We start from the raw sequence: 22909 nt of genomic DNA on the forward strand, positions 1-22909 counted from the left end.
GACTGTATTCTATCTGTTTCTCATCCAACGTTCCTGCTTCAGGCGGACCAGGAAAATCAGCCCCCTGAAACACAGCTCGACGCACATGGCAATCCATACACCTTTCAGTCCCAACGTAGGAGCGAGCATCGCGGCCAATGACAGACGCACAGCCCAGATACTGAAGAAATTCATCAGGCACGGAACAAGCGTGTCCGCCGCCCCGACGAAGACACCGTAAGCCACAATCGAGGCTGCAAACATCGGTTCGGCGAACGCCTCGATACGCAGGGCCATCACGCCCAATTCCCGGATCTCCCCGACAGGGGTCATCAAGCCGATAATCTGGGGCGCGAACAGGTACATGAGTGCGCCCATGAATCCCATGACGCCCATTCCCATAAATACGGTGATACGGGCGAAACTGCGGGTCAGTTTCCGGCGACAGGCGCCGATACTCTGCCCGACCAGTGTCGTGGCGGCATCGGCAATGCCGTAGCCGGGCATATAACAAAGGCTCTCGGCGGTGATGGCAAACGAGTTGGCGGCAATGGCAAAGACGCCCAACGGTGCCACGATGACCGTTGTCATGATTTGCGCACCGCAAATGACGATATGCTCTATACCCATAGGAAGCCCGATACGGAGTGCCTTCTTCAACGTGGCCGCCGTCGGGCGGAAACTCCCTTGTTCTCCCGCCAGCTTCAATTCATCGGAATGCCTCCAAAGATACCGCAGCAATATCCCGGCAACCACCACTTCGGCGGCGGCCGTACCCAACGCCGCACCTTCAACCCCCAATCCGGCGCCAGGCATCGTAAAAGAGACTCCCGCCACGTGCCATTCGCGCGAAGGGAAAATCAGAAAAAAATTGAAGACGACATCCAGTATGCACATCGCCACACCTGCCAGACTCGGCACGTGCATGTTGCCGCTGCAGCGCAACATGCCGCCTGCAAGGAAATTCATCTGCAAGGCAGGAAGGAAGAGCGAGAAGATAAGGAAGTAGAGCGACGCATCCCGGCGGATGGAGACATCGCCTCCCAACCAACCGGGAAGCATGCCGCTGATTGCCGCACCAAGCACGGCTAACAATAGGCTGAAAGCAAGTGTGGCGGTCAGCGACTGCCGCAAAACGCTACGCGCTCCCTGCATGTCGCCCGCTCCGATTCTGTGCGCCACCTGTACGGAGAATCCGGTGGCAGCCGCCACACACAGCCCCCAAAAGAGCCATGTGGTCGTCGATACCAGCCCAATGGAGGCCGAAGCCTCGGCTCCGAGATGTCCCACCATCGCCGCATCGATATACTGCATGACAATGGAAGACAGTTGTGCGATGACAGCAGGAATACTGAGCAGCACGGTCAGGTGCAACTGTTGCCGCAGCGCCATCGGTTTGTCGTCGCGTATCAGCGCAAGCAGCGCGTTTGTTTTGCCGGCCTGTGTCCTCATCCGTTCCGTTCTTTGGTGAGCTTGAACACCTTCCCGTAAGTGAACATCCGCCAAATCCATTCCAATGGTCCGAATTGACAGTAATACCGTTCGGATGGCCTGATGGGGATGGCCGTATGGCTGGTTCCTGATTCCACTTCCATAGGCTATCGCTTCTCGTCCTTGCCGATGTTTCGGATATGCCTTGCCGGTACGCCTCCTGCAATCGTGTCGGCCTTCACGTCCTTCGTCACCACCGACCCGGCGGCGATAATGGCGTTGTCCCCCACGGTCACACCTCGCAGGATGGTGGAGTTCGAACCGACCCACACGTTCCTGCCCAAACGGATGGGAGCCGGATACATCGCCCCACGGTCTTCGGGAGCCGTGCCGTGATTGAGCGTGGCGAAAACCACGTTGTGGCCGATGAGACAACCGTCGCCCAATGTCACACCGCCGTGGTCCTGAAAATGGCAGCAGGCATTGATGAATACATTGCGCCCGATGGTGATATTCCTGCCGAAGTCCGTGTAAAACGGCGGAAACATCTTGAATGTCTCATCCACGGGCTTGCCGGTCAGGCGCGACATGAGTGCGCGCAACTCCTCCTGTGAATGGTATGAGCTGTTTATCTCGCAGGTGATGCGCCGGGCCTGGTCGCTCATTTCGTCCATCAACCGATAGATTTCCGGTGTATTGAGCGCACCGCCGGCCTTGATATGATTCAGAAAATCTTCCAGTGTCATAATCCGCTTCTTCCCCTATGCCTGTCTGCCCATTTCGTATGCCTCCTGCAATTTCGGGCTTCCCTTGATTTCTCCCGTGTGCCATACGCCACCGCAAAACAGCGTACCCTTCACCGTCGGATTTTCCAGGCAATCGAGGAATCCCATGAAATTGGCAACGATGCGGTCCATAATTGTTTCATCCTCTTCGGCAGCCGTAGCTATGAAATAAAACTCCTTGTCCTTCATTTCGGTATAAGGTCCGCAGCAACGGTCTATCATCATTTTCATCTGGGCACTCATGGCATAGAAATAGACCGGTGTACCCATTACGATGACATTTGCCGCGAGCATCTTTTCTATGATTTCAGCCGCATCATCCTTCTGAGGGCATGGCTTTTTGTACTGGCTGCATACACTGCACCCCATGCAGGGATGTATCTTCTTGTCACGCAGAAAAATCTTCTCTACACGGTTTCCACTCTCTATCGCTCCGCGCATGAACTCATCGCAAAGCGTGTCCGAATTGCCGCCACGACGGGGGCTGGACGATAAAATCAGAATATTCTTTGGCATGGTTTATCTGTTTCTATTAGGTGTTTGTCTCCACGATATGGGCATCGGGAAGGTCTTTGGCAAGCAGCGCCTTTACGCTCACGGGGTATAATGTTCGCTCCGTTCTGTTCCCCGGTATGCAGTTTTACCCCTGCATGTCCCTTGATGTCACCACTTGCCTGTTCATACGCCTTGATCACCCCTTCGGCACTGAGGTTACGTGTGAAATGGACTACGGATTCATTACCTGTGCGTTCCTCGTAAGGCACATGCTTGTTACCGTTTTTTCCGGAACCGGATCGGACTGCGCAATGGCGGTTGTTCCCGTCGCTGACAAACTTGCAATCATGATGGCTGACATACGTTTCATTCTCTATTGATATTATCGGGTTCAGAGTTTCTGAATCTTGATGCAAAGGTAAGCGTATGCCTGGAAATACCGTGTAGATGAATTACAGATGTTATAACCCCAATTACATGATTTTCGGAAAGAACGGCATAAATCTGTAGTCGGGGTTATATTATCTGTAATTGGGGTTATGGCAATCTCCGTATAATCCTCTACCTTTGTGTTCAGAATAGATGGGAATTGGATATGGTTATGGAGAAGATACTTAACCTGGACAGTGTAGACCAATACAACCGTTTATACGGTCTTGAGACCCTGCACCCGTTGGTCAGCGTGGTCAATCTCAATGAAGCAACCCGCGCGGTGGGGACCATACGTCTCAACTATGGGGTGTATGCCCTGTATCTGAAACTGGAAAAGGCGTGCGACATCAAGTACGGGCGCCAGAAGTACGATTACGAAGAGGGAACCATTGTCTGTTTCGCTCCCGGACAAACGGCTGAGACGACACCGACAGTCGGTCGTATCCGGACCAATGCGTACGGCATCATCTTCCATCCCGACCTGCTTCGCGGCACATCATTGAATAAAACGATAAAGAACTACACCTTCTTCTCGTACGAGGTCAATGAAGCGTTGCACGTGTCCGAGGAGGAGCAGACGATTATATTGGATTGCCTGAGAATCATCCGGAAAGAACTGGAACATGACATAGACAAACACAGCAAGACCCTGATTGCGACCTATATTGAACTGCTGCTTGGTTACTGTATGCGGTTTTACGAACGCCAGTTTATAACGCGCAGCAAAAGCAACCGGGATGTGCTGACCCGCTTCGAGTCCCTGCTGGACGAATATTTCGAGGGACCAGCCATTGAGCGTGACGGACTGCCTTCCGTGAAATACTTCGCGGACAAATTGTATCTCTCTCCCAACTATTTCGGAGACATGCTTAAAAAGGAAACCGGCAAGACACCGCAGGAATATATCCATGCGAAAGTCATTGACATAGCGAAAGACCGCATAGCCGGTACGCAAGATACGGTAAGCCAGATAGCTTATTCGTTAGGGTTCCAATATCCGCAGCATCTGTGCCGTTTGTTCAAAAAGCGGGTCGGATGTACGCCGAATGAATACCGCGCGAAAATGGTTGGCTGAAAGGGCAGATGAAAGAGACACTGGACATAAAAAGCGTGTGCGAATGCAACCGCCGTTTGGGGTGCAGGACGCTGCATCCCCAGGCGAGCATCATCAATCTGGAACACCCGGACCTGGAGCAGGAGGCCGTAAAATTCGAGTTTTATGCCGTATTGCTCATTGAGGAGTGTTCCGATGGCTGTTGTTGCTGCGGGCGTAAATACTACGACTACTCCAATGCCACGATGGTATTTCTTGAACCCGGAGAGATTTTCCGCATGAGTGAAGCGGGCGTATTGCCTGATAAAGGATGGCTGTTGGCATTTCATCCCGATTTGCTGTATCGGACTTCACTGAAAAATCATATCAAAAACTACACGTTCTTTTCTTACAGCAAGGGGGAGGCATTGCATCTGTCGCAACGGGAAACAGCGACCATTACATGCTGTCTTGAGAATATCGAAGAGGAACTGCACCATTCTATCGATTTGCACACCGCAACCATTCTCTCGCGGCACATCGAGCTGATGCTGGACTACTGTACCCGTTTCTACGAGCGACAATTCATCACACGAGAGAATAGGAACAAGAATGTACTTGAAGAGTTGGAAACCCTGCTTGATGACTATATAGCTTCCGGCAAATTACGCGACTTCATACTGCCCACATCGGAATATTGCGCCCCGAAGTTGGGATTGTCAGTTCCATATTTTAACGATTTGTTAAAATTTGAGACAGGTAAGACGCTGGATGAATATTTCCAGATGAAACGGCTTGAAGCGGCCAAAAGGATGCTGCTCGGAGCCGAGAGTACACCAACCGCTGTAGCACGACAGTTAGGTTATCCTAATGTGCAATATTTCAGCCTGTTGTTTAAAAAAGTAACAAATACGGCACCTAATAAGTACAAGCGTTCGTTGAATTAAGACGATGTTTCCTGCAAACAAGAGCTGGGCAAATAAGATTTGGTAGGTTGTAAATGCTTGTTATCCGCATTTTCATACTTTATCCGATGCCACAAGTTAATCTTCTTTCGGTGTACTTTCTCGGCCCGGAAAAAAGTACACCGAATAGGCCACAGGTAACCCGCTTTTCGATGCCTTTTTCTGCATTTCTGACAAAATAAAAATCCCTGCAAACCGGTGTTTGTAGGGATTCGGGAGGTTTTTCACGCTACCCCCCCCCTCTTGGCGGAGAGAACGAGATTCGAACTCGTGGTACGGGTTGCCCCGTACGTCGGTTTAGCAAACCGGTGGTTTCAGCCACTCACCCATCTCTCCGGGCACGCTTCGCGGACTGTTCCGTCCGAAAGGGTGTGCAAATATAGAATCTTTTTGGGTAAATACAAAAAAAATGCGGTCGAAAATTCCTATTTTTGCATGAAAAGAGACTTCTCATGCTGCTGCGACTTCCGACACGTATTCCTCTTCGATGCCTATTCGCCCTTTGCTGCCTGATTCCGGCATGGGTTGCTGCATCTTCTGATTCCGATCCGATGCGCCCGCATCCGCTGACCGTTTTTTTGCAGGAAGCCGAACGGCGCTTCGACGTGCGGATCACCTGCAAGCGCTTCAATCCCGATACGGTTCAGGTCAACTGGGGAGCCTTCCGCATCCGGCCCTATTCGCTTGACGAGACGTTGGACAACCTGCTCCGGCCCGCCGATCTGGTGTGGAACCGCCGGACGACACCCGACGGAGAGACCCGAATCACGGTGCAGCCTTACGAATACTACCGCCGTACACCGGCCGACGGCGAGCTGCTGCTGCAGTGGCTGGCGGTGCTTGCCCCCGACAGCGCCTCGTGGGAGCGGCGGCGCGAATGCCTGCTGACGGAGGCGCGCGAGGCTTTGGCGCTCGATCCCTTTCTGCGGGGCGTTGTTGCCGATCCCGACGTGCGACTGGGGCGTGAAGTGCGCCACGACGGCTATACGATGCAGAACTACGCCCTCGAAACCCTTCCGGGACTCTACGTCTGCGGTACGATCTACGCCCCGCTTGCGAAGGGCCCGCACCCGCTGATCGTCTCGCCCGCGGGCCACTGGGAGGGAGGCCGCTGCCGCCCGGACCAGCAGCTGCGCATGGCGACCTTCGCGCGCATGGGCGCCGTGGCGGTCGATATGGATATTTTCGGCTGGGGAGATTCGGAACGCCAGGTGGGGCGTGAGGCGCATACGCAACACTACTCGATGCAACTCCAGGCGCTGTGGTCAAAGCGCGTGACGGACTGGATGGTTGCCTCGCGCCGCGACATCGATACGACGCGTATGGCCGCGACGGGCGGTTCGGGCGGTGCGACGCATGCGCTGCAGCTGGCACTGCTCGACGATCGTTTTGCGGCGCTGGCCCCGGTCGTGCACCTGGTTTCGCATTTCGACGGGGGCTGCCCGTGCGAGAGCGGGCGCCCGGTGACGCTGGCGGGCGGCGGGAGCTGTATGCCGGAGCTGCTGGCCGCGGCAATGGCCCCGCGCCCGACGCTGGTCGTCAGCGACGGCGGCGACTGGACTTCGACCTACCCGACGCTGGAATACCCCTTCCTGCGGCGGATCTGGGGCTTCTACGGGGCGGAGGCGGCGGTGCGGAATGTCCATTTCGCGGACGAACGCCACGACTACGGCGTGAACAAACGGCAGGCGGTCTACGCCTTCTTTGCCGAGACCCTGGGTCTCGACATCGCGCAGGCGGATGAAAGCCGCGTGACGCTGCTTCCCGAATCGGCCCTGCAAAGTTTCGGGAGCGAACTCCCGGAGCGGGCCTTGCGGAGCCGTGAAGAGCTGGAACGGATCATCGAAAAACTGAAATGATATGAGACGCTTTTCCCTGCTTTTGCTGCTTTTGTGCCTGACGGGCGGTGATCTGGCCGCCCGGAGCCTGAAAACCCGCTACCGGGTGACGACGGCCGGAAACAGAACCTCCTGCCCGGTTGTTCTGCGCGATGTTCCGACGTGGGCCCGGAGTGTTCGGGTGCTGGCGGAGGGTGCCGAGATTCCGTCGCAGCTCGACCGGCCGCTGGGAGAGGCGGCTTTTGTGGCCGACATTTGCGGCAGCCGGGATTTCGAGGTTGTCTACTCGTCGAAACCGGCGGAGCCGCGCTTTCCGAACCGGGTCCACGCGCAGATGTGGCTGAAAAATCCGGACAAGACGTTGCGGGCGGCGGATACGGTCTCCTCGACGAAGGACGACATGTACCATAAGCTGCACCACCACGGCCCGGCCTTCGAGTCGGAGTATGCGGCCTACCGGATCTACTTCGACAAGAAACAGACGATCGACACCTACGGCAAGAAACTCCCGCGTCTGGAGCTTGCCGGGACGATGTGGTATCCGAGCGATGCACAGATGGCCGCCGATTATGGTTACGACAACCTGCGGGTCTTCGGTTCGGTGGGCGTGGGGGCGCTCAAGGGCTGGGATGCCGAAAAGCGGAAGATGACCCACATCACGGACTTTGCCCGGCGGGAGGCCCGGATCCTGGCGAAGGGACCCGTGCGTACGGTGGTGGAGATGCGGGTCGAGGGCTGGCGCTACGGCGGCCGTGAGATTGCGATGACATCGCGCTACATCCTCTATGCGGGCCACAGCGACGTTCGGGTCGAGAACCGCATCGAGGGGGACTTTTCGGGCCTGCTCTTCACAACCGGGGTGATGAAGATGGCCGAAAACGAGGTGCGCCGCACGGAGACGGCGATTGCGGCCGTGGGTTGCGACTTCCCGGAGAACGACACGCTGAAGTGGGAGCGCGAACGGGTCGGACTGTCGATCGCCGTTCCGGCGGATCGGATCGTCTCGCGCATCGACGACCGGACGAGCTACCTGTTTCAGCTGGCGCCCGACGCCGAGGGGCGTATCGACTACGTGTTCGACATGTGGTGGCGGCGGAGTTCGTGGCTGAAGGAGATCCCCGACGGCGAGTTCCCCGAACGGATGCTGGAACGCCTCGACGCGGAGGCCCCGGAGGCGGAAGTGCGGCGTTTGAAATAGATTTGACGAAAAATACATCGTTTGCGACAAAAAATCCCGGTCGGAACGGAGGAGTCGCCGTACTTTTGTATACCTGAAACTGCGAAAATTTACGGATACGAAATGAAACGACCTCTTCTGAAGAACCTGAAACGAGTCATGGCCGGAATGGCGGTTCTGTTGTTGACCGTCTCATGTTTCGGCTCTTCGGCCTCCGATTCCGGAATGGGGGCCCTTCCCTCCTGGATGCCGGCGTTGTCGGACCCGGCGATCCCCTCACGCACGGTGAGTGTCGCCGACTTTGGCGGCCGCGGTGACGGCCACACGCTCAATACCGAAGCCTTTGCTGCGGCGATTGCCTCGCTTACGGAGCAGGGCGGGGGCCGTGTGACGGTTCCTGCGGGCGTCTGGTATACGGGCCCGATCGTGCTGAAGGACCGGATCGAGCTGCACCTCGAACGGAATGCCGTGGTGGTTTTCAGCGACGACAAGTCGCTTTACCCGCTTGTCGAGACGACCTTCGAGGGTCTCGACACCTACCGCTGCCAGTCTCCGATCTCGGCGCGGGGGGCGAAGGAGATCGCCATTACGGGCGAGGGGGTGATCGACGGCAACGGCGATGCCTGGCGGGCCGTGAAGCGCGACAAGCTCACGGGCCGCGAATGGCAGGCGAAGGTGAAGAGCGGCGGGGTCCTCTCCGACGACGGGCGGACGTGGTATCCTTCGGAGAGTTACAAGTTCGGTGCCACGACGGGCGCCGACCAGAATGTCTCGACGTGGGCGGAGACGCGCGAGGATTTCGAGCGGATGCGAGATTTCCTGCGTCCGGTGATGGTTTCGATCCACCACTGCGAGAACGTGCTGCTCGAAGGGGTTACGTTCCAGAATTCGCCCTGCTGGAACATCCACCCGGCGATGTGCCGGAACCTGATCGTTCGGGACATCACGGTCCGCTGCCCGGATTACGCGCAGAACAGCGACGGCATCGACATCGAGTCATGTAAGAACGTGGTGCTGACGGGCTCGCGTTTCGACGTGGGCGACGACGGCATCTGCATCAAGAGCGGCAAGGACCAGGCGGGGCGCGACCGGGGGATTCCGTGTGAGAACATCTATGTGGACAACTGTGCCGTCTTCCACGGCCACGGCGGGTTCGTCGTGGGGAGCGAGATGTCGGGCGGTGTGCGGAACGTACTGGTTTCCAATTGTGTATTTTCGGGTACGGACGTGGGTCTTCGCTTCAAGTCGACGCGGGGCCGCGGGGGAGTTGTCGAGCATATCCGGATCGAAAACATCGCGATGAGCAACATCGTCCAGGAGCCCCTGCTTTTCGACCTGTTCTACGGCGGGAAATCGGCTTCGGAAGTCCATGCCGAGGGCGCGTCGACAGCTGCGTCGACGGATCTTCCGGCCCTTCCGGTGGACGAGACGACCCCGGCCTTCCGGGATATCCATATCGAAAATGTCTGGTGCCGGGGCGCGCGCCGTGCGATGTTCTTCAACGGGCTTCCGGAGATGAACGTCGAGCGGGTCACGGTGGCGAATACGCACATCTACGCGCAGACGGGCGCCCAGATCAACGAATCGACGGACGTCGTGCTCCGGAACGTGGAGATCGTGCCGGAGGAGGGCCCGGCGCTGCAGCTCAACAACGTGAGGAACCTCACGGCGGAGTCGTTCACCTGCCCGGCGGGGCTTCCGACGGCCTTGACGGTGACGGGCAGCCGGAACCGGGCCGTCAAGCTCCATGCGGAGGGGATCACGGCGGCGAACAGCCGCCTGTCGGACGGTTCGGAGCCGGAGGTCACGATCGAATAACGAAAACAAACGATAAAACAGCGATACTTATGAATGCATCATCGAAGCGAACGCTTCTTTCGGCGCTGGCGCTCATGGCCTTTTTGAGTTGCAGCAGCGATACGACATCGGACGATTCGACGGACAACGGCACCGGCGGCGAGACTCCGGGTACGGGCACTCCGTCGGTGGTGGACTTCGGGCTTCCGCTGGCCAACGAGGACGACGGCGTGGTGCGGGCCTTCCCGGGGGCCGAGGGAGGCGGCATGTACACGACGGGCGGCCGTGGCGGCAAGGTCTATCATGTGACGAAACTCACGGATGACGGCTCTGAGGGCACGCTGCGCCATGCGGTCGGGCAGTCGGGCGCGCGGACGATCGTCTTTGACGTGGCGGGAACCATCGCGTTGAGCAAGGAGTTGGAGATCAAGAAGGGCGACCTGACGATCGCCGGGCAGACGGCTCCGGGCGACGGCATTTGCCTGCGTGACTTCCCCGTCACGATCAAGGCCGACAACGTGATCATCCGCTACCTGCGCTTCCGGCTCGGGGATGCGAACGTGAGCGACGGCGACGATACGATCTGGGGCCGTTACCAGCAGAATATCATCCTCGACCACTGCTCGATGTCGTGGTGTGTCGACGAATGCGCGTCGTTCTATGCGAACCGGAACTTTACGATGCAGTGGTGCCTGCTGGGGGAGAGCCTCCACAATTCGGGCCACACGAAGGGTTCGCACGGCTATGGCGGCATCTGGGGCGGGGCTCCGGCGTCGTTCCACCACAACCTGCTGGCGCACCACGACTCGCGCAACCCGCGTTTCGACGAACCGAACGCCTATGACTTTACGGGCCTCATCAGCGGGGTCAGCGGGACGAATACGGGCGCGAGCGGCTTCTCGAACGACGATCGGATGATCGACTTCCGCAACAACGTGGTCTATAACTTCTGCAACTACCCGGCCTACGGCGGCGAGGGTGCCCGCATCAACTTCGTGGGCAACTACTACAAGTGGGGTCCGGCCTCGGTCAACGGCCTCGGGAAGACGATCAGTACGAGCGGCAAGGAGGGAACCGATACGGGCCACCGCCGCGAGTATTTCTACCAGGTGGACTGCGCCTATACGACGGGCGGCGTGACCTACGATGCGGGCCCGACGCAGGTCTACTACCGGGACAATACGCTCGACACGTCGGTGTCGGATGCCTCGAAGGGTGCGGCCGTGACGGCGGACAACTCGCTGGGCTTCACGACGAAGAACGCCTCGAAGAGCGGACTGGGCGATGCGGGATACCCGACGACGCCGTTTGCCATTGCGGCTGACGGACGCAGTTGCCGCGTGACGGAACATGCGGCAGCCGAGGCCCTCGAACTGACGCTGCTCTATGCGGGGGCCTCGTTGAGCCGTGACGCCGTGGACAAGCGTCTGGCCGATGACGTGAAGAACGGCAAGGCGAACGTGATGGAGGGCTCGAACGGCAGCAAGAACGGCGTGATCGACCGCCCGTCGGATACGACGACCGCCTCGCAGGCCTTCGGAGAGGTGGCTTCGGACGGTTATCCGGTGCTGACGGCGACCGACGAGGAGATCGCCCGGGCGTCGACGGACAGCGACGGCGACGGCATTCCCGACTACTACGAGGAGCTCTTCGGACTGGACAAGGACAACCCTGCCGACGGCAAGACCAAAACACTCGACCCGAAGGGGCTCTATACGAACCTGGAGGTCTACCTGCACTATCTCGTGCGCGACATCACCGCCGCACAGGTCAAGAACGGAACCTATACGGAGTTGAAATAGAATGTTTTGCGGATGGCGGGTGCGGAACCCGGACCGCTTCCGGCCCGTTGCCCCAAACTGAAAGGAACGATTGAAATGAAGCAAGCTTTTCTACTGGCAATCTGCATGTTGTTGACGGTGACGTCATTCGGGGGCCCGTTGCGGGTCTTCCTGATCGGCGACTCGACGTGTGCGACCAAGAATCTCGCGAAGCAGAATCCCGAACGGGGCTGGGGACAGATGTTACAGCCGCTGTTCGACGCATCGGTTACGGTCGAGAACCATGCCGCCAACGGCCGCTCCACGAAGTCGTTCCGGGCCGAAGGGCGCTGGGACCGGGTCTTCGGGGCATTGCAGGCCGGGGATTACCTCTTCATCCAGTTCGGGCACAACGACAAGAAGGCGCAGGACTCCACGCGCTATTCCACGCCGGCTCAGTATGCCGCAAATCTCTGCCGCTACATCCGCGAAGCCCGCTCGAAGGGGGCCGTTCCGGTGCTGCTGACGCCGATCGTGCGTCGACACTTTTCCGGATCGCAACTCGATGATACGCACGGTGCCTACCTCGATGCCATGCGGCAGGTGGCTGCCGAGGAGCGTGTCCCGCTGATCGACGCCGAACGGCTGACCCGGACGTGGGTTGCGGCCCTCGGCGACGAGGCCTCGAAGTCCTTCTACATGTGGGTTGCGAAGGGTGTCTGCCCGCTCTATCCTGACGGCCGTCAGGACAATAGCCATCTCAATGTCCGCGGGGCCCGCACCGTGGCGCGGATGATTGCGGCCGAACTGCCGCAGGCGGTTCCGGAGCTCGGTGAACGGCTCGTACCGTCGGACTTCACGGTGGCGCAGGACGGCTCGGGGGACTTCTTCACGCTCACGGAGGCCGTTGCTGCCGTTCCGGATTTCGGGCGCGACACGACGCGGATCGTCATCTGCGAGGGGACCTACCGCGAAAAGATCTCGATCCCGGCGACGAAGCGGCTGGTGGCACTCTCGGGCCGTGGCGAGGTGCGGGTGACGTGGGACGACTACGCCGCGAAGATCGGCCCGACGGGTCGGCCGCTCGGGACGTCGGGATCGTCGACCCTCTACTTCGGGGGCGACGGCTGGACGGTGCGCGGCATCACCTTCGAGAACGCGGCCGGCCGGGTCGGGCAGGCCGTGGCGGTGCAGTGCCTGGCTACGGACCTCCGTTTCATCGGCTGCCGCTTCCTGGGCAATCAGGATACGCTCTACCTCTACGGCGAGGGCAACCGCGACGGCGAGACCGTCACGGAGAATGCCCGGATCCGCTTCGATGCGTGCTATATCGAGGGGACGACCGACTTTATTTTCGGGTCGGCGGCGGCGCTGTTCCGGCGTTGCGAGATCCGTTCGAAGGCCGACTCCTACATTACGGCGGCCTCGACCTGCCGCGGGCAGCGCTGCGGACTGATCTTCGAGGAGTGCCGCCTGACGGCCGACGAAGGGGTGACGGCCTGCTGGTTGGGGCGTCCGTGGCGGGACTATGCGCAGACGGTCTTCCTGCGCTGCCACTTGGGGCCCCATATCCGTCCCGAGGGGTGGCACGACTGGAACAAGCCCCACGCCCGGCGGACGGCTTTTTACGGCGAATACGCTTCGGAAGGTCCCGGAGCCGCCGGCCCGAGGGTGGGCTGGGCGCACCGTCTCTCGGCCCGGAAGGCCGCCGGAATTGTCGCCGCATTCGAACACTGAACGGAAATTTTTCGTATATTTACCCATACGGGATCACCTCCCGACCGGATAAAAATCCCGGAACGGCGGGGCCGGAACCAGCCTTCGCCGTCCGTTTGAACCCGACACTTCCCGGAGTGGGGCGCCGCCCGTCCGGAACCGTAAACCGCTGACCATGAAACGACCGCTGCTGATCCTGCTGCTGACGTTCGCCGCATTTTTCCCGCCTCTTTTTGCTGCGGCGCCCCCGCAGTGCCTTTTCCGGACCTACTCCACGCTGGACGGCCTGACGCACGACCGGATTGCCGACATCTATACCGATTCGCGGGGTTTCGTGTGGGTCTGCACGTGGTACGGGGTGAGCCGTTTCGACGGCTATACGTTCAAGAATTTCAGCACTTCGCCGGGGGATTTCTCACCGTTGTCGCACCACCGTTTCATTGCGGTGAGCGAGGATTCGAACGGCCACCTCTGGTTCACGACCTACAACCACCATGTCTACCGGCTGAACCGCTATACCGAACGGTTTGAAGATGCGGTGTCGCTCATCGAAGGGATCGATTCGCAGCACTACCGCGCGACGCACTGCCTGCATGACCGCCGGGGCGGGACGTGGGTGGCGATTGCCGGTTCGGGTGTCGTGCGTTTCCGCGACAGGGCGGACGATTCGCCGGTCGAGGTGGATGCCTTTTTCGAATCGTCGGCCCTGGGCGGCGACGTCTCGGCGATTCATCTCGGGGAGGGCGGGGACGTGTGGATCGCCTCGGCGGAGGGCCATCTGAACCGGATTGCCGGGGACGAGACGCTCCGGGTCCGGCGGGTTGCCGAGATGCCGTCTCCGGGCTTCTCCTTTGCGGCCGACGAATCGCATGTCTACTGTCTGACGGCGGATGCCGTGGTGCGGGCCGGGAAGCAGGGTGATTCGGCGGTCCGGATTCCGGGTGCGGGGGCTGCGTTGACGGCCATCGTGTCGGACAGCGTTTTCCGCAGGGTCTATGTGGGTTCGCGGGCGGGCGATCTCTACCGCGTGGAGGGCGAACGTCTCTCGCCGCTGCATCCGCGGGGTCGGCATCCGGGCCGGATCCGCGATCTGGCGGCCGATTCGCACGGCATCGTGTGGGTGACCACGCCCGAGACGGGCATCACGCGCTACAACCCGGCAACGAACGACTGCCGGCACTTCGAGCAGGAGCCCTATACGGTGAGCTACAACATCGATACGCTGACGAAGATCGCCGAGGGCGGCGGGCGGCTGTGGATCAAGATGAACAACTGGGGCTTCGGCTACTACGACCGCGAGCGCGACGTGGTGGAGCCCTTCTACAACGACCCGAAACGCCCGGATTGCCAGATGACCAACGCCGTGGTGCGTTTCGACGTGCAGGACGACGTGCTGTGGCTGTCGACCTACAGCGAGCGGGGTTTGCGCAAGGCGGTACTGCTGCGTCAGCCCGCGGAGGTCTTCACCCTGGAATCGGAGTCTGCGAATCCGCTTTCGGGCGAGATCCGGGCGCTGATGACCGACAGCCGGGGCCGGGTGTGGGTCGGGACACGCGACGGCGAACTGATCGCCTTCGATGCTTCGAACCGCCCGGTTTACACGCTTCCGCGGCAGACACCGCGCGGTACGGGGATGATCTATGCCTTGCGCGAGGATTCGTCGGGGAATATCTGGGTGGGGACCAAGGGCGAGGGGCTCTACCGCATGACTCCGGCGGGCAAAGGGTATCGGATCACCCACTTCATGCACGCCGATTCGGACCCGTGGTCGCTGAGCGACAACCAGGTCTACTGCGTCGAGGAGGATGACGAGGGGCGCATCTGGGTGGCGACCTACGGCGGGGGCATCAACCTGCTGGAGGACCCCGCAGGTCAGCGCTTCCTCCATGCCGGGAACCAGATGTCGCACTATCCGCTGGATGAGGCGGGGCGGGTGCGGTGGCTGCTGTACGACCGTCCGGACCGGATGCTGGCCGCCACGGTCGACGGACTGCTGGTTTTCGATCCGGGAGTCCCGGCGCGCCAGATGCGTTTCCGCCTGGTGCAGAAGATCCCGGGAGACGCCTCGTCGCTGGGCAACAACGACATCATCCACATGCTCAAGGACAGGGAAGGTCGCATCTGGCTGGCGACCTTCGGCGGCGGGCTGAACCGCATCGAGGGCTACGACGAAACGGGAACGCCGCGCTTCCGGTGCTATGACATGACGAGCGGCCTGGTAAGCAACATCTGCATGGCCGTGACCGAGGACCGGCAGGGCGACCTCTGGGTCTCGACGCATAACGCCGTGTCGCGGTTCGACCCGCGGCGCGAGCGCTTCTCGAACTACTACCTCTACGACAACATGCGCAGTGCGATCTTCAGCGAGGCAACGGCGCTGACACTGCCGCACGGCGACGTGCTTTTCGGCAGCGGACGCCACCTCTACCGCTTCGATCCCGAGGCGATGCGCTCGGCGAAGATCGACTACAACCTGCGCTTCACGGGGCTCGACGTGCGCAACAAACCCGTGGTTGCCGCGGAACGGCGCTCGCCGCTGTCGGAGTCGGTGACGGAGGCCGACCGGATCGTGCTGCCGTACGACTTCTCGAATTTCCGCCTGGAGTTCGCGTCGCTGAACTACGCCATGCAACACATGGCGGGCTACATGTACAAACTCGAAGGTTACGACAAGGACTGGAACATCTCGGGTTCGACGAACCGCGCAACCTACTCCAACCTGCCGATCGGCGACTACCGCTTCCGGGTCCGGGCCTTCGTGGGCAATGCGGATTCGGCCGACGAGGGAATTTCGATCGGGGTGGAGGTGTTACCCCCTCCCTGGCTTACGTGGTGGGCCAAGACACTCTACGTGCTGCTGGCGCTGACGGCGGTCATCGTCGGCAGCCGCATCGCCTGGAGCGTGATGCGGATCCGTCGCGAGGCGGCTGTCGAGCAGAACCTCACGGACCTCAAGCTGCGCTTCTTCACCAACATCTCGCATGAACTGCGCACGCCGCTGACGCTGATCCTGGGCGGGATCGAGGATGTGCGCAAACACGACCGGCTCTCGCCCCGCGGCGAGAGCAGCCTGACGCTGGCCCATCGCAATGCGCGGCGGATGCTGGCGCTCATCAACCAGCTGCTCGACTTCCGCAAGATCGTCAAGGAGAAGATGGAGCTGAAGATTTCGCGCGTGGACCTCGTGCCGCTGGTCGAGGATGCGCTGGACGACTTCCGCGAAATGGCCTCCGAACGGCGGATCGAGCTGTTGTTTACGGTGTCGTGCCGTTCGGTGCTGGCGTGGGTGGACCCCGAACGCATGGAGAGCGTGGTCTACAACCTGCTGTCCAACGCCTTGAAGTTCACGCCCGAAGGGGGACGTATCGAGGTGATTCTCTCGTTGCGCGAGGCCGAGGAGTGCGTGCTGCTGACCGTGCGCGACACGGGCATCGGCATCCCGAAGGACAAGCAGGAGCATATTTTCGAACGTTTCGCCCAGGCCTCGCGTGCCGTGGACCACAACATGAAGGGTTCGGGCATTGGGCTCTCGCTGTGCCGCGACATCGTGACGCTGCACCACGGGGAGATCTCCGTCGAGAGCCGTCCGGGCGAAGGCGCGGCCTTCACGGTGAAGCTGCGCCTCGGGAATGCCCATTTCGGGATGGAGCAGATCGACTTCACGGGGGCGGACAACGCCGGGAACGGGCGCGCGCACGACTACATGGTCAGCGACTTCACCCCGGCCGACAGCCAGCGCCGCACGGATGTCCAGCCGCCGAAGGATGCCCAGAAAATCCTGCTCGTGGAGGATAATCGCGAGCTTCGGATCTTCCTGTACAACAGCCTGATCGATTCCTACCACGTCGTGGAGGCCGACGACGGCGCCGAGGCGCTCGAAAAGATCCGCAGCGAACAGCCCGACATCATCGTTACGGACCTGATGATGCCGCGCATGGACGGCATCGAGCTCATCGACAAGGTGCGCCACGACTTCACGATGAGCCACCTGCCGATCATCATGCTCACGGCCCGCCACTCGCCCGACGACCGCGTCAAGGCGATGGAGTTCGGGGCCGACGGCTACATCACCAAGCCGTTCAGCATCGAGCTGCTGCTGGCGCGCATCGACAACCTGCTGACGCAACGCCGCAAGCTCTTCGAGAAGTTCTCGGCGCAGTCGGCGCGGAACAAGGTCGTGGAGCTGGCCGTGGAGGATGTCGTCGTCACGGACCGCGACGAAGCGTTCCTGAAGAACGTCATGTCGTGGCTGGGCGAGCACATCGAGAATTCGGACCTGACGATCGACCAGCTGGCCTCGCACCTGGGATTGGGGCGCACGACGATGTACAACAAGCTGAAGAGCCTGACGGGCAAGTCGCCCGTGGAGCTGATCAAGGAGTACCGGATCACCAAGGCGCAGCTGCTGCTGCGCACGGGGCAGTTCTCCGTGTCGGAGGTTGCCTACAAGGTGGGTTTCTCGGACCCGGGCTATTTCAGCCGCTGTTTCCGGGAGCAGTACCGCATGTCGCCGGCCGAATACCTCAGGACGCACAATCTGAAACAAAACCAGGATAAAGATACCAAGAGCGTATGAAACGATTGATTCTTCTTGCGGCGGCGTGTGCCGTTGCCGCGACCTCGTGTACCTCGCGCCGGGCGCTGTACGACTCCGGCGAACCGTTGGCTCTGCGGATGGCGCAGAGCGAAATCGCCCGCAATCCGTCGCCGACGACCCTCGACGGAATCCCCGCCGGGAAGGTGAAGTGGAACTACACCACGGGACTGGAACTGCTGGCGATCCGCGATGCGGGTGCGGCCTACGATGCTCCGGAGCTGATCCGCTATGCGGACCGCTACTACGACACGATCGTGCGGCCGGACGGCGAGGTGCTGACCTACCGCAAGTCGAAGTACAACCTCGACCACATCTGCCCGGGGCGTTCGCTCTTCGAGCTCTACGACCGCACGGGCGAGGCGCGTTACCGGCAGGTGCTGGATACGCTCTTCGTGCAGCTGCAGGAGCAGCCGCGCAATGCCGACGGCGGCTTCTGGCACAAGCAGATCTACCCGAACCAGATGTGGCTGGACGGCCTCTACATGGCCGAACCCTTCTACGCGGAGTATGTCATGCGCTACCTTGCCGACCGGGAGGATGTGCCCTGTGCGTCGTACTGCGAGGATATCGTCCGCCAGTTCACCACCGTCGCGCACCATACCTACGACCCCGAAACGGGACTCTACCGCCACGCCTACGACGATTCGCGGGCGATGTTCTGGTGCGACTCGATCACGGGACAGTCGGCCCATGCCTGGTGCCGGGCGATGGGGTGGTACGCCATGGCGATTGTCGAGACGCTGCAGTACCTGGGCGTCAATGAGACCACGCAGCCGATGGTCGACATCCTGGGGCACATCTACGAAGTGCTGCCGAAGTACGCCGATCCCGCCACGGGCATGTGGTATCAGGTGCTCGACCAGCCGGGGCGCGAGGGCAACTACCTCGAATCGACGGGTTCGGCGATGTTCGTCTACGCACAGCTGAAGGGCGTGCGGCTGGGTTATCTTCCGGCGTCGATGCGCGGGGAGGCGCTGCGCCGTTACGAGCAGTTCGTGGAGCGCTTCGTGCGGGAGAATCCCGACGGGACGATTTCGCTTACGGACTGCTGTGCCGTGGCCGGTCTGGGCGGCAAGCAGATGCGCAGCGGGACGTTCGACTACTACATCTCGGAGCCGGTCATCGAGAACGACTGCAAGGGGGTCGGGCCGTTCATCTGGGCATCGATGGAGTACGACCGGGCCCGGGGGCGGTTGTAAATCCGCTCCGCGACGGGGCCCGGTGGAGTCCGAAGGCCGGGGCCCGGTGGAGTCCGAAGGCCGGGGTCCGGTGGAATCCGAAGGCCAGGGTCCGATGGAGTCCGAAGGTTGTGGCCCGGTGGAGTCCAAAGACCGGGGTCCGGTGGAATCCGAAAGCCGGTGTCCGGTGGAATCCGAAGTCCGGATTCCGCTCCGCAAACTCGAAAAATCCTCCCGGTCGGGGAGGATTTTTTCTCTTCCGGGCCGGGCTGGAGGGCGCTGGGAGGCGGATTGGAGGATTTGATAAATTATCCATGAGAAGTGATAAAATTTACCAATCGAATCCTTCGGGGAAATTTACTTTTGTATAGGGAAAACACCCTGTTCCGGGAATATGAACGCACGGAAAACGGGAATATGAACGAACGGATGAAGATAAACCTAATTATTAACCAAAACCTTTTCTATGAAAAACTTTACGCTAAAGTTTGCCCTGACGCTCCTGCTGGGAGTGGGTCTGGCTACTGCGGCCATGGCTCAGAAGATCGGGGGAGTCGTCAAGGATTCCGCGGGCAATCCGGTGATCGGGGCCTCGGTGGTCGTTGACGGCACGACAATGGGTGCAAGTTCGGGCGTGGACGGGTCATGGTCGCTCAATGTGCCCGACGCCTCGAAGCAGACGCTGGTGATCTCCTATATAGGTATGAAGACCCAGCGGATCGCCATCGGGTCGAAGACGAAGATCGACGTGACGCTGGAGGACGAATCCACGGCGCTGGACGATGTGGTCGTGGTGGGTTACGCCACCGTGAGGCGCCGCGACGTGGTGGGATCGGTCTCGTCGGTGAGCTCCGAGGAGCTGACGCAGATGCCTGTGGCATCGGTTGCCGAAGCGATGACGGGCCGCATGGCGGGTGTGCAGATCACGGCCACGGAGGGCGATCCGGATGCCGACATCAAGATCCGGGTTCGCGGCGGCGGTTCGATCACGCAGGACAACTCGCCGCTCTACATCGTGGACGGTTTCCCGGTGGAGAGCATTTCGGACATCCCGGCTTCGGACATCGCGTCGATCGACGTGCTGAAGGACGCCTTCTCGACGGCGATCTACGGATCGCGCGGTGCGAACGGCGTTGTGATCGTCACGACGAAGAGCGGTGAGACGGGCCGCGTGACGGTGAACTACAACCTCTACGTGGGATTCAAGGACATGGCCAACAAGGACAAGGTGAAGGGCATGGACGTGGGTAACTTCGTGCGTTACCAGTACGAGCTGGCGGCCCTGCAGAGCACCTCGTCGAACAACGTCATCTCGAAGAACTACGAGCCGTTCTTCGGCAGCTTCAACGACATCGGCCTCTACGACACGATGGAGGGGAACGACTGGATCGACCAGGTTTTCGGCCGCACGGGCGAGCAGTTCAGCCACAACCTTTCGGTTTCGGGCGGCGGCGACAAGTTCAAGTGGACGGCGAGCTACGCGCGCCTCTACGACAAGGCGATCATGACCGGGTCGAACTACAGCCGCGACAACCTCAACCTGAAGGCCAACTACAAACCGACCAAGCGCGTGACGTTCGACTTCTCGATCCGCTATGCCAATACGGACGTGGCGGGTGCCGGGGCCAACTCGCTCAACGACATGGGCACCTCGACGTCGGGACGTCTGCGCAACGCGATCCTCTACCCGCCGATTCCGATCTCGGGACTGACGGCCGACGTGGACATGCCGGACAATTCGAGCGACGCGGTGAACCCGCTGGTAGCGATCGCCGACTCGGACAAGAAGCGCAACCGCACGACGTGGAACGCCAATGCGGGCTTCACGTGGGAGATCATCGACGACCTGAAGCTGAAGGTCGAGGCGGGTATCGACGACTACCGCCAGCAGGACAACGAGTTCTACGGCATCACGTCGTACTATTCGCGCGAGTCGTCGACGGTGCTCGGCGCCCCGGCGGCCCGCTACGCCAACCAGACACGCCGCCGCACGCGCAATACCAATACGCTGGCCTATAACTTCAAGAACGTGATCGGCAACGACGATCATGCGCTGGACCTGCTGCTGGGCCAGGAGTACATGATCACCGAGAACGAGACCTTCACGGCCATCGCCGACGGTCTGCCGTCGATGTTCACGGCCAAGGATGCCTGGAGCTACATGCGCCTGGCGTCGAACGTCAAGGAGGCCTACAACAATATCTCGCCCGACGATGTGCTCTTCTCGTTCTTCGGGCGCGTGAACTACAGCTACAAGAGCAAGTACCTCTTCTCGGCGACGATGCGTGCCGACGGTTCGTCGAAGTTCGGCAAGAACCAGAAATGGGGCTATTTCCCGTCGGTTGCGGCCTCGTGGCGCATTTCGGGCGAGGAGTGGCTGAAGGATGCCCGCTGGATCGACAACCTGAAGGTGCGTTACAGTTTCGGTACGGCCGGCAACAACAACATTCCGACCTACGCTTCGCGGCCGTCGCAGGAGTTCTCGTCGTCGTCGTCCGCCCACCTGAACATCGGAACGTCGTACCTCGATCCGGGTACGGTGATGGCCAATCCCGACCTGACGTGGGAGACGACCTATTCGCATAACATCGGTCTGGACTTCAGCTTCTTCAACAGCCGTCTGTCGGGTTCGGTGGAGGTCTACCAGAACACGACCGAGGACCTGCTGGTCCGCTTCCCGGTGGGCGGCAGCGGCTATACGTACCAGTTCCGCAACGTGGGTTCGACGCGCAACCGCGGTGTCGAGGTGGCGTTGAGCGCCTCGATCCTGCGCACCGAGAAGTACGGACTGGACTTCAATGCCAACATCGCCTTCAACCAGAATCGCGTCCTCGACCTCGCGGACCTGAATTCGACGGGTTGGGGTGTATCGTCGGGCTGGAACAACCGTATCGCCGATTCGGACTACGTAATCTACAAGGGCGGCTCGGTGGGTGACGTCTACGGCTACACGACCGTGGGCCGCTACGAGGTTGACGACTTCATCTGCGAGACCGACGACAGCGGCAATACGACCTGGACGCTGGTCAACGGCGACGACTCGCAGGAGGTTGCCGAGCTGATCGGTACGGTCCGCCCGGGCTCGCTGCGCCTGGCGACGGATGCCGACGGCAAGCCGGTTTACGGCAAGATCGGCAGCGTGCTTCCGAAATTCACGGGCGGATTCTCGCTTTCGGGCTACGCCTACGGCTTCGACTTCGCGGCGAACTTCACCTACTCCTACGGCAACAAGGTCTACAACGCCAACAAATTGGAGTATTCGGCCTCGCATACCTACACGGGCGCGGGTCAGATCCGCAACCTGCTGGACTTCATGTCGCTGGGGAGCCGCTGGACGAACATCGACTGGGAGACGGGCCAGGTGATCACGGATCCCGTTGCGCTGGCCGAGGTGAACCGGAACACGACGATGTGGTCGCCCTACATGACGGGCAACTTCGTGCACAGCTGGGGACTGGAGGATGCTTCGTTCCTGCGGCTGTCGTCGCTGACGGTGGGCTACACGCTGCCGAAGGAGTTGACCATGAAGATCCGCCTGCAGCGCGTCCGCATCTACGCCACGGGTACGAACCTCTTCTGCTGGACGCCCTATACGGGCTTCGACCCGGAGGTCGACACGCGGCGTTCGACACCCATGACGCCCAACGTCGACTATTCGGCCTATCCGAAGAGCCGTTCGTGGGTGTTCGGCATCAACCTTTCGTTCTAACCGCACCGTCTAAAATT

Annotated in this window: 13 protein-coding genes and 1 tRNA gene; 10 read left to right on the top strand and 4 right to left on the bottom strand. The window is 60.4% G+C overall.

Going from position 1 to position 22909, the window contains the following annotated elements; translation table 11 throughout:
* Positions 1-9: 9 nt before the first annotated feature.
* The 3 genes from ABGT65_RS10265 to ABGT65_RS10275 form a co-directional block, all read right to left on the bottom strand.
* A complete protein-coding gene (locus ABGT65_RS10265; protein ID WP_346701910.1) occupies positions 10-1431 on the bottom strand; it encodes an MATE family efflux transporter in 1422 nt (473 codons plus the stop codon).
* Between the two features lie 146 nt (positions 1432-1577).
* Positions 1578-2156 carry a DapH/DapD/GlmU-related protein gene (locus tag ABGT65_RS10270; protein WP_346701912.1) on the bottom strand — a complete coding sequence of 193 codons (579 nt, stop codon included), beginning with the start codon at positions 2154-2156 and terminating at the stop codon, positions 1578-1580.
* 15 nt (positions 2157-2171) lie between these two features.
* Entirely contained in the window at positions 2172-2711 is a 540-nt protein-coding gene (locus tag ABGT65_RS10275; protein ID WP_346701913.1) for a flavodoxin family protein, read from the bottom strand.
* Between the two features lie 580 nt (positions 2712-3291).
* On the opposite strand from ABGT65_RS10275, the gene ABGT65_RS10280 reads away from it, so the two are divergent.
* Both ABGT65_RS10280 and ABGT65_RS10285 read left to right on the top strand, forming a co-directional pair.
* On the top strand, positions 3292-4197 hold the full coding sequence (locus tag ABGT65_RS10280; RefSeq protein ID WP_346701915.1) for an AraC family transcriptional regulator: 906 nt from the start codon (positions 3292-3294) through the stop codon (positions 4195-4197).
* Positions 4198-4205: 8 nt separating this feature from the next.
* The gene (locus tag ABGT65_RS10285; protein WP_346701917.1) at positions 4206-5102 is read left to right on the top strand and encodes an AraC family transcriptional regulator; all 897 of its coding nucleotides are present in this window, start codon (positions 4206-4208) and stop codon (positions 5100-5102) included.
* 262 nt (positions 5103-5364) lie between these two features.
* Here ABGT65_RS10285 and ABGT65_RS10290 read toward each other — a convergent pair.
* A tRNA-Ser gene (locus tag ABGT65_RS10290) sits at positions 5365-5456 on the bottom strand.
* A 116-nt stretch (positions 5457-5572) separates the two neighbouring features.
* On the opposite strand from ABGT65_RS10290, the gene ABGT65_RS10295 reads away from it, so the two are divergent.
* The 8 genes from ABGT65_RS10295 to ABGT65_RS10330 all read left to right on the top strand — a co-directional run bounded on the left by ABGT65_RS10295 (position 5573) and on the right by ABGT65_RS10330 (position 22892).
* Entirely contained in the window at positions 5573-6979 is a 1407-nt protein-coding gene (locus tag ABGT65_RS10295; protein WP_346701919.1) for an acetylxylan esterase, read from the top strand.
* Position 6980: 1 nt separating this feature from the next.
* Positions 6981-8156, top strand: a complete 1176-nt coding sequence (locus tag ABGT65_RS10300) for a DUF4861 family protein (protein ID WP_346701920.1) — start codon at positions 6981-6983, stop codon at positions 8154-8156.
* 102 nt (positions 8157-8258) lie between these two features.
* On the top strand, positions 8259-9953 hold the full coding sequence (locus ABGT65_RS10305) for a glycoside hydrolase family 28 protein (RefSeq protein ID WP_346701922.1): 1695 nt from the start codon (positions 8259-8261) through the stop codon (positions 9951-9953).
* Between the two features lie 29 nt (positions 9954-9982).
* Entirely contained in the window at positions 9983-11734 is a 1752-nt protein-coding gene (locus ABGT65_RS10310; protein WP_346701923.1) for a pectate lyase, read from the top strand.
* 75 nt (positions 11735-11809) lie between these two features.
* Positions 11810-13429 carry a pectinesterase family protein gene (locus tag ABGT65_RS10315; RefSeq protein ID WP_346701925.1) on the top strand — a complete coding sequence of 540 codons (1620 nt, stop codon included), beginning with the start codon at positions 11810-11812 and terminating at the stop codon, positions 13427-13429.
* 154 nt (positions 13430-13583) lie between these two features.
* Entirely contained in the window at positions 13584-17984 is a 4401-nt protein-coding gene (locus tag ABGT65_RS10320; protein ID WP_346701927.1) for a two-component regulator propeller domain-containing protein, read from the top strand.
* Positions 17981-19204 carry a glycoside hydrolase family 88 protein gene (locus tag ABGT65_RS10325; protein WP_346701929.1) on the top strand — a complete coding sequence of 408 codons (1224 nt, stop codon included), beginning with the start codon at positions 17981-17983 and terminating at the stop codon, positions 19202-19204. Before ABGT65_RS10320 ends, ABGT65_RS10325 begins: the two co-directional genes overlap by 4 nt.
* A gap of 445 nt (positions 19205-19649) precedes the next feature.
* Positions 19650-22892 carry a TonB-dependent receptor gene (locus ABGT65_RS10330; RefSeq protein ID WP_346701931.1) on the top strand — a complete coding sequence of 1081 codons (3243 nt, stop codon included), beginning with the start codon at positions 19650-19652 and terminating at the stop codon, positions 22890-22892.
* Positions 22893-22909: the final 17 nt, after the last annotated feature.

The sequence above is a fragment of the uncultured Alistipes sp. genome, from assembly GCF_963931675.1.
Classification (GTDB): domain Bacteria; phylum Bacteroidota; class Bacteroidia; order Bacteroidales; family Rikenellaceae; genus Alistipes.

Coding starts and splice junctions, on each gene's coding strand:
- ABGT65_RS10265 (WP_346701910.1), bottom strand. CDS start 1,431: ATGAGGACACAGGCCGGCAAAACAAACGCGCTGCTTGCGCTGATACGC.
- ABGT65_RS10270 (WP_346701912.1), bottom strand. CDS start 2,156: ATGACACTGGAAGATTTTCTGAATCATATCAAGGCCGGCGGTGCGCTC.
- ABGT65_RS10275 (WP_346701913.1), bottom strand. CDS start 2,711: ATGCCAAAGAATATTCTGATTTTATCGTCCAGCCCCCGTCGTGGCGGC.
- ABGT65_RS10280 (WP_346701915.1), top strand. CDS start 3,292: ATGGAGAAGATACTTAACCTGGACAGTGTAGACCAATACAACCGTTTA.
- ABGT65_RS10285 (WP_346701917.1), top strand. CDS start 4,206: ATGAAAGAGACACTGGACATAAAAAGCGTGTGCGAATGCAACCGCCGT.
- ABGT65_RS10295 (WP_346701919.1), top strand. CDS start 5,573: ATGCTGCTGCGACTTCCGACACGTATTCCTCTTCGATGCCTATTCGCC.
- ABGT65_RS10300 (WP_346701920.1), top strand. CDS start 6,981: ATGAGACGCTTTTCCCTGCTTTTGCTGCTTTTGTGCCTGACGGGCGGT.
- ABGT65_RS10305 (WP_346701922.1), top strand. CDS start 8,259: ATGAAACGACCTCTTCTGAAGAACCTGAAACGAGTCATGGCCGGAATG.
- ABGT65_RS10310 (WP_346701923.1), top strand. CDS start 9,983: ATGAATGCATCATCGAAGCGAACGCTTCTTTCGGCGCTGGCGCTCATG.
- ABGT65_RS10315 (WP_346701925.1), top strand. CDS start 11,810: ATGAAGCAAGCTTTTCTACTGGCAATCTGCATGTTGTTGACGGTGACG.
- ABGT65_RS10320 (WP_346701927.1), top strand. CDS start 13,584: ATGAAACGACCGCTGCTGATCCTGCTGCTGACGTTCGCCGCATTTTTC.
- ABGT65_RS10325 (WP_346701929.1), top strand. CDS start 17,981: ATGAAACGATTGATTCTTCTTGCGGCGGCGTGTGCCGTTGCCGCGACC.
- ABGT65_RS10330 (WP_346701931.1), top strand. CDS start 19,650: ATGAAAAACTTTACGCTAAAGTTTGCCCTGACGCTCCTGCTGGGAGTG.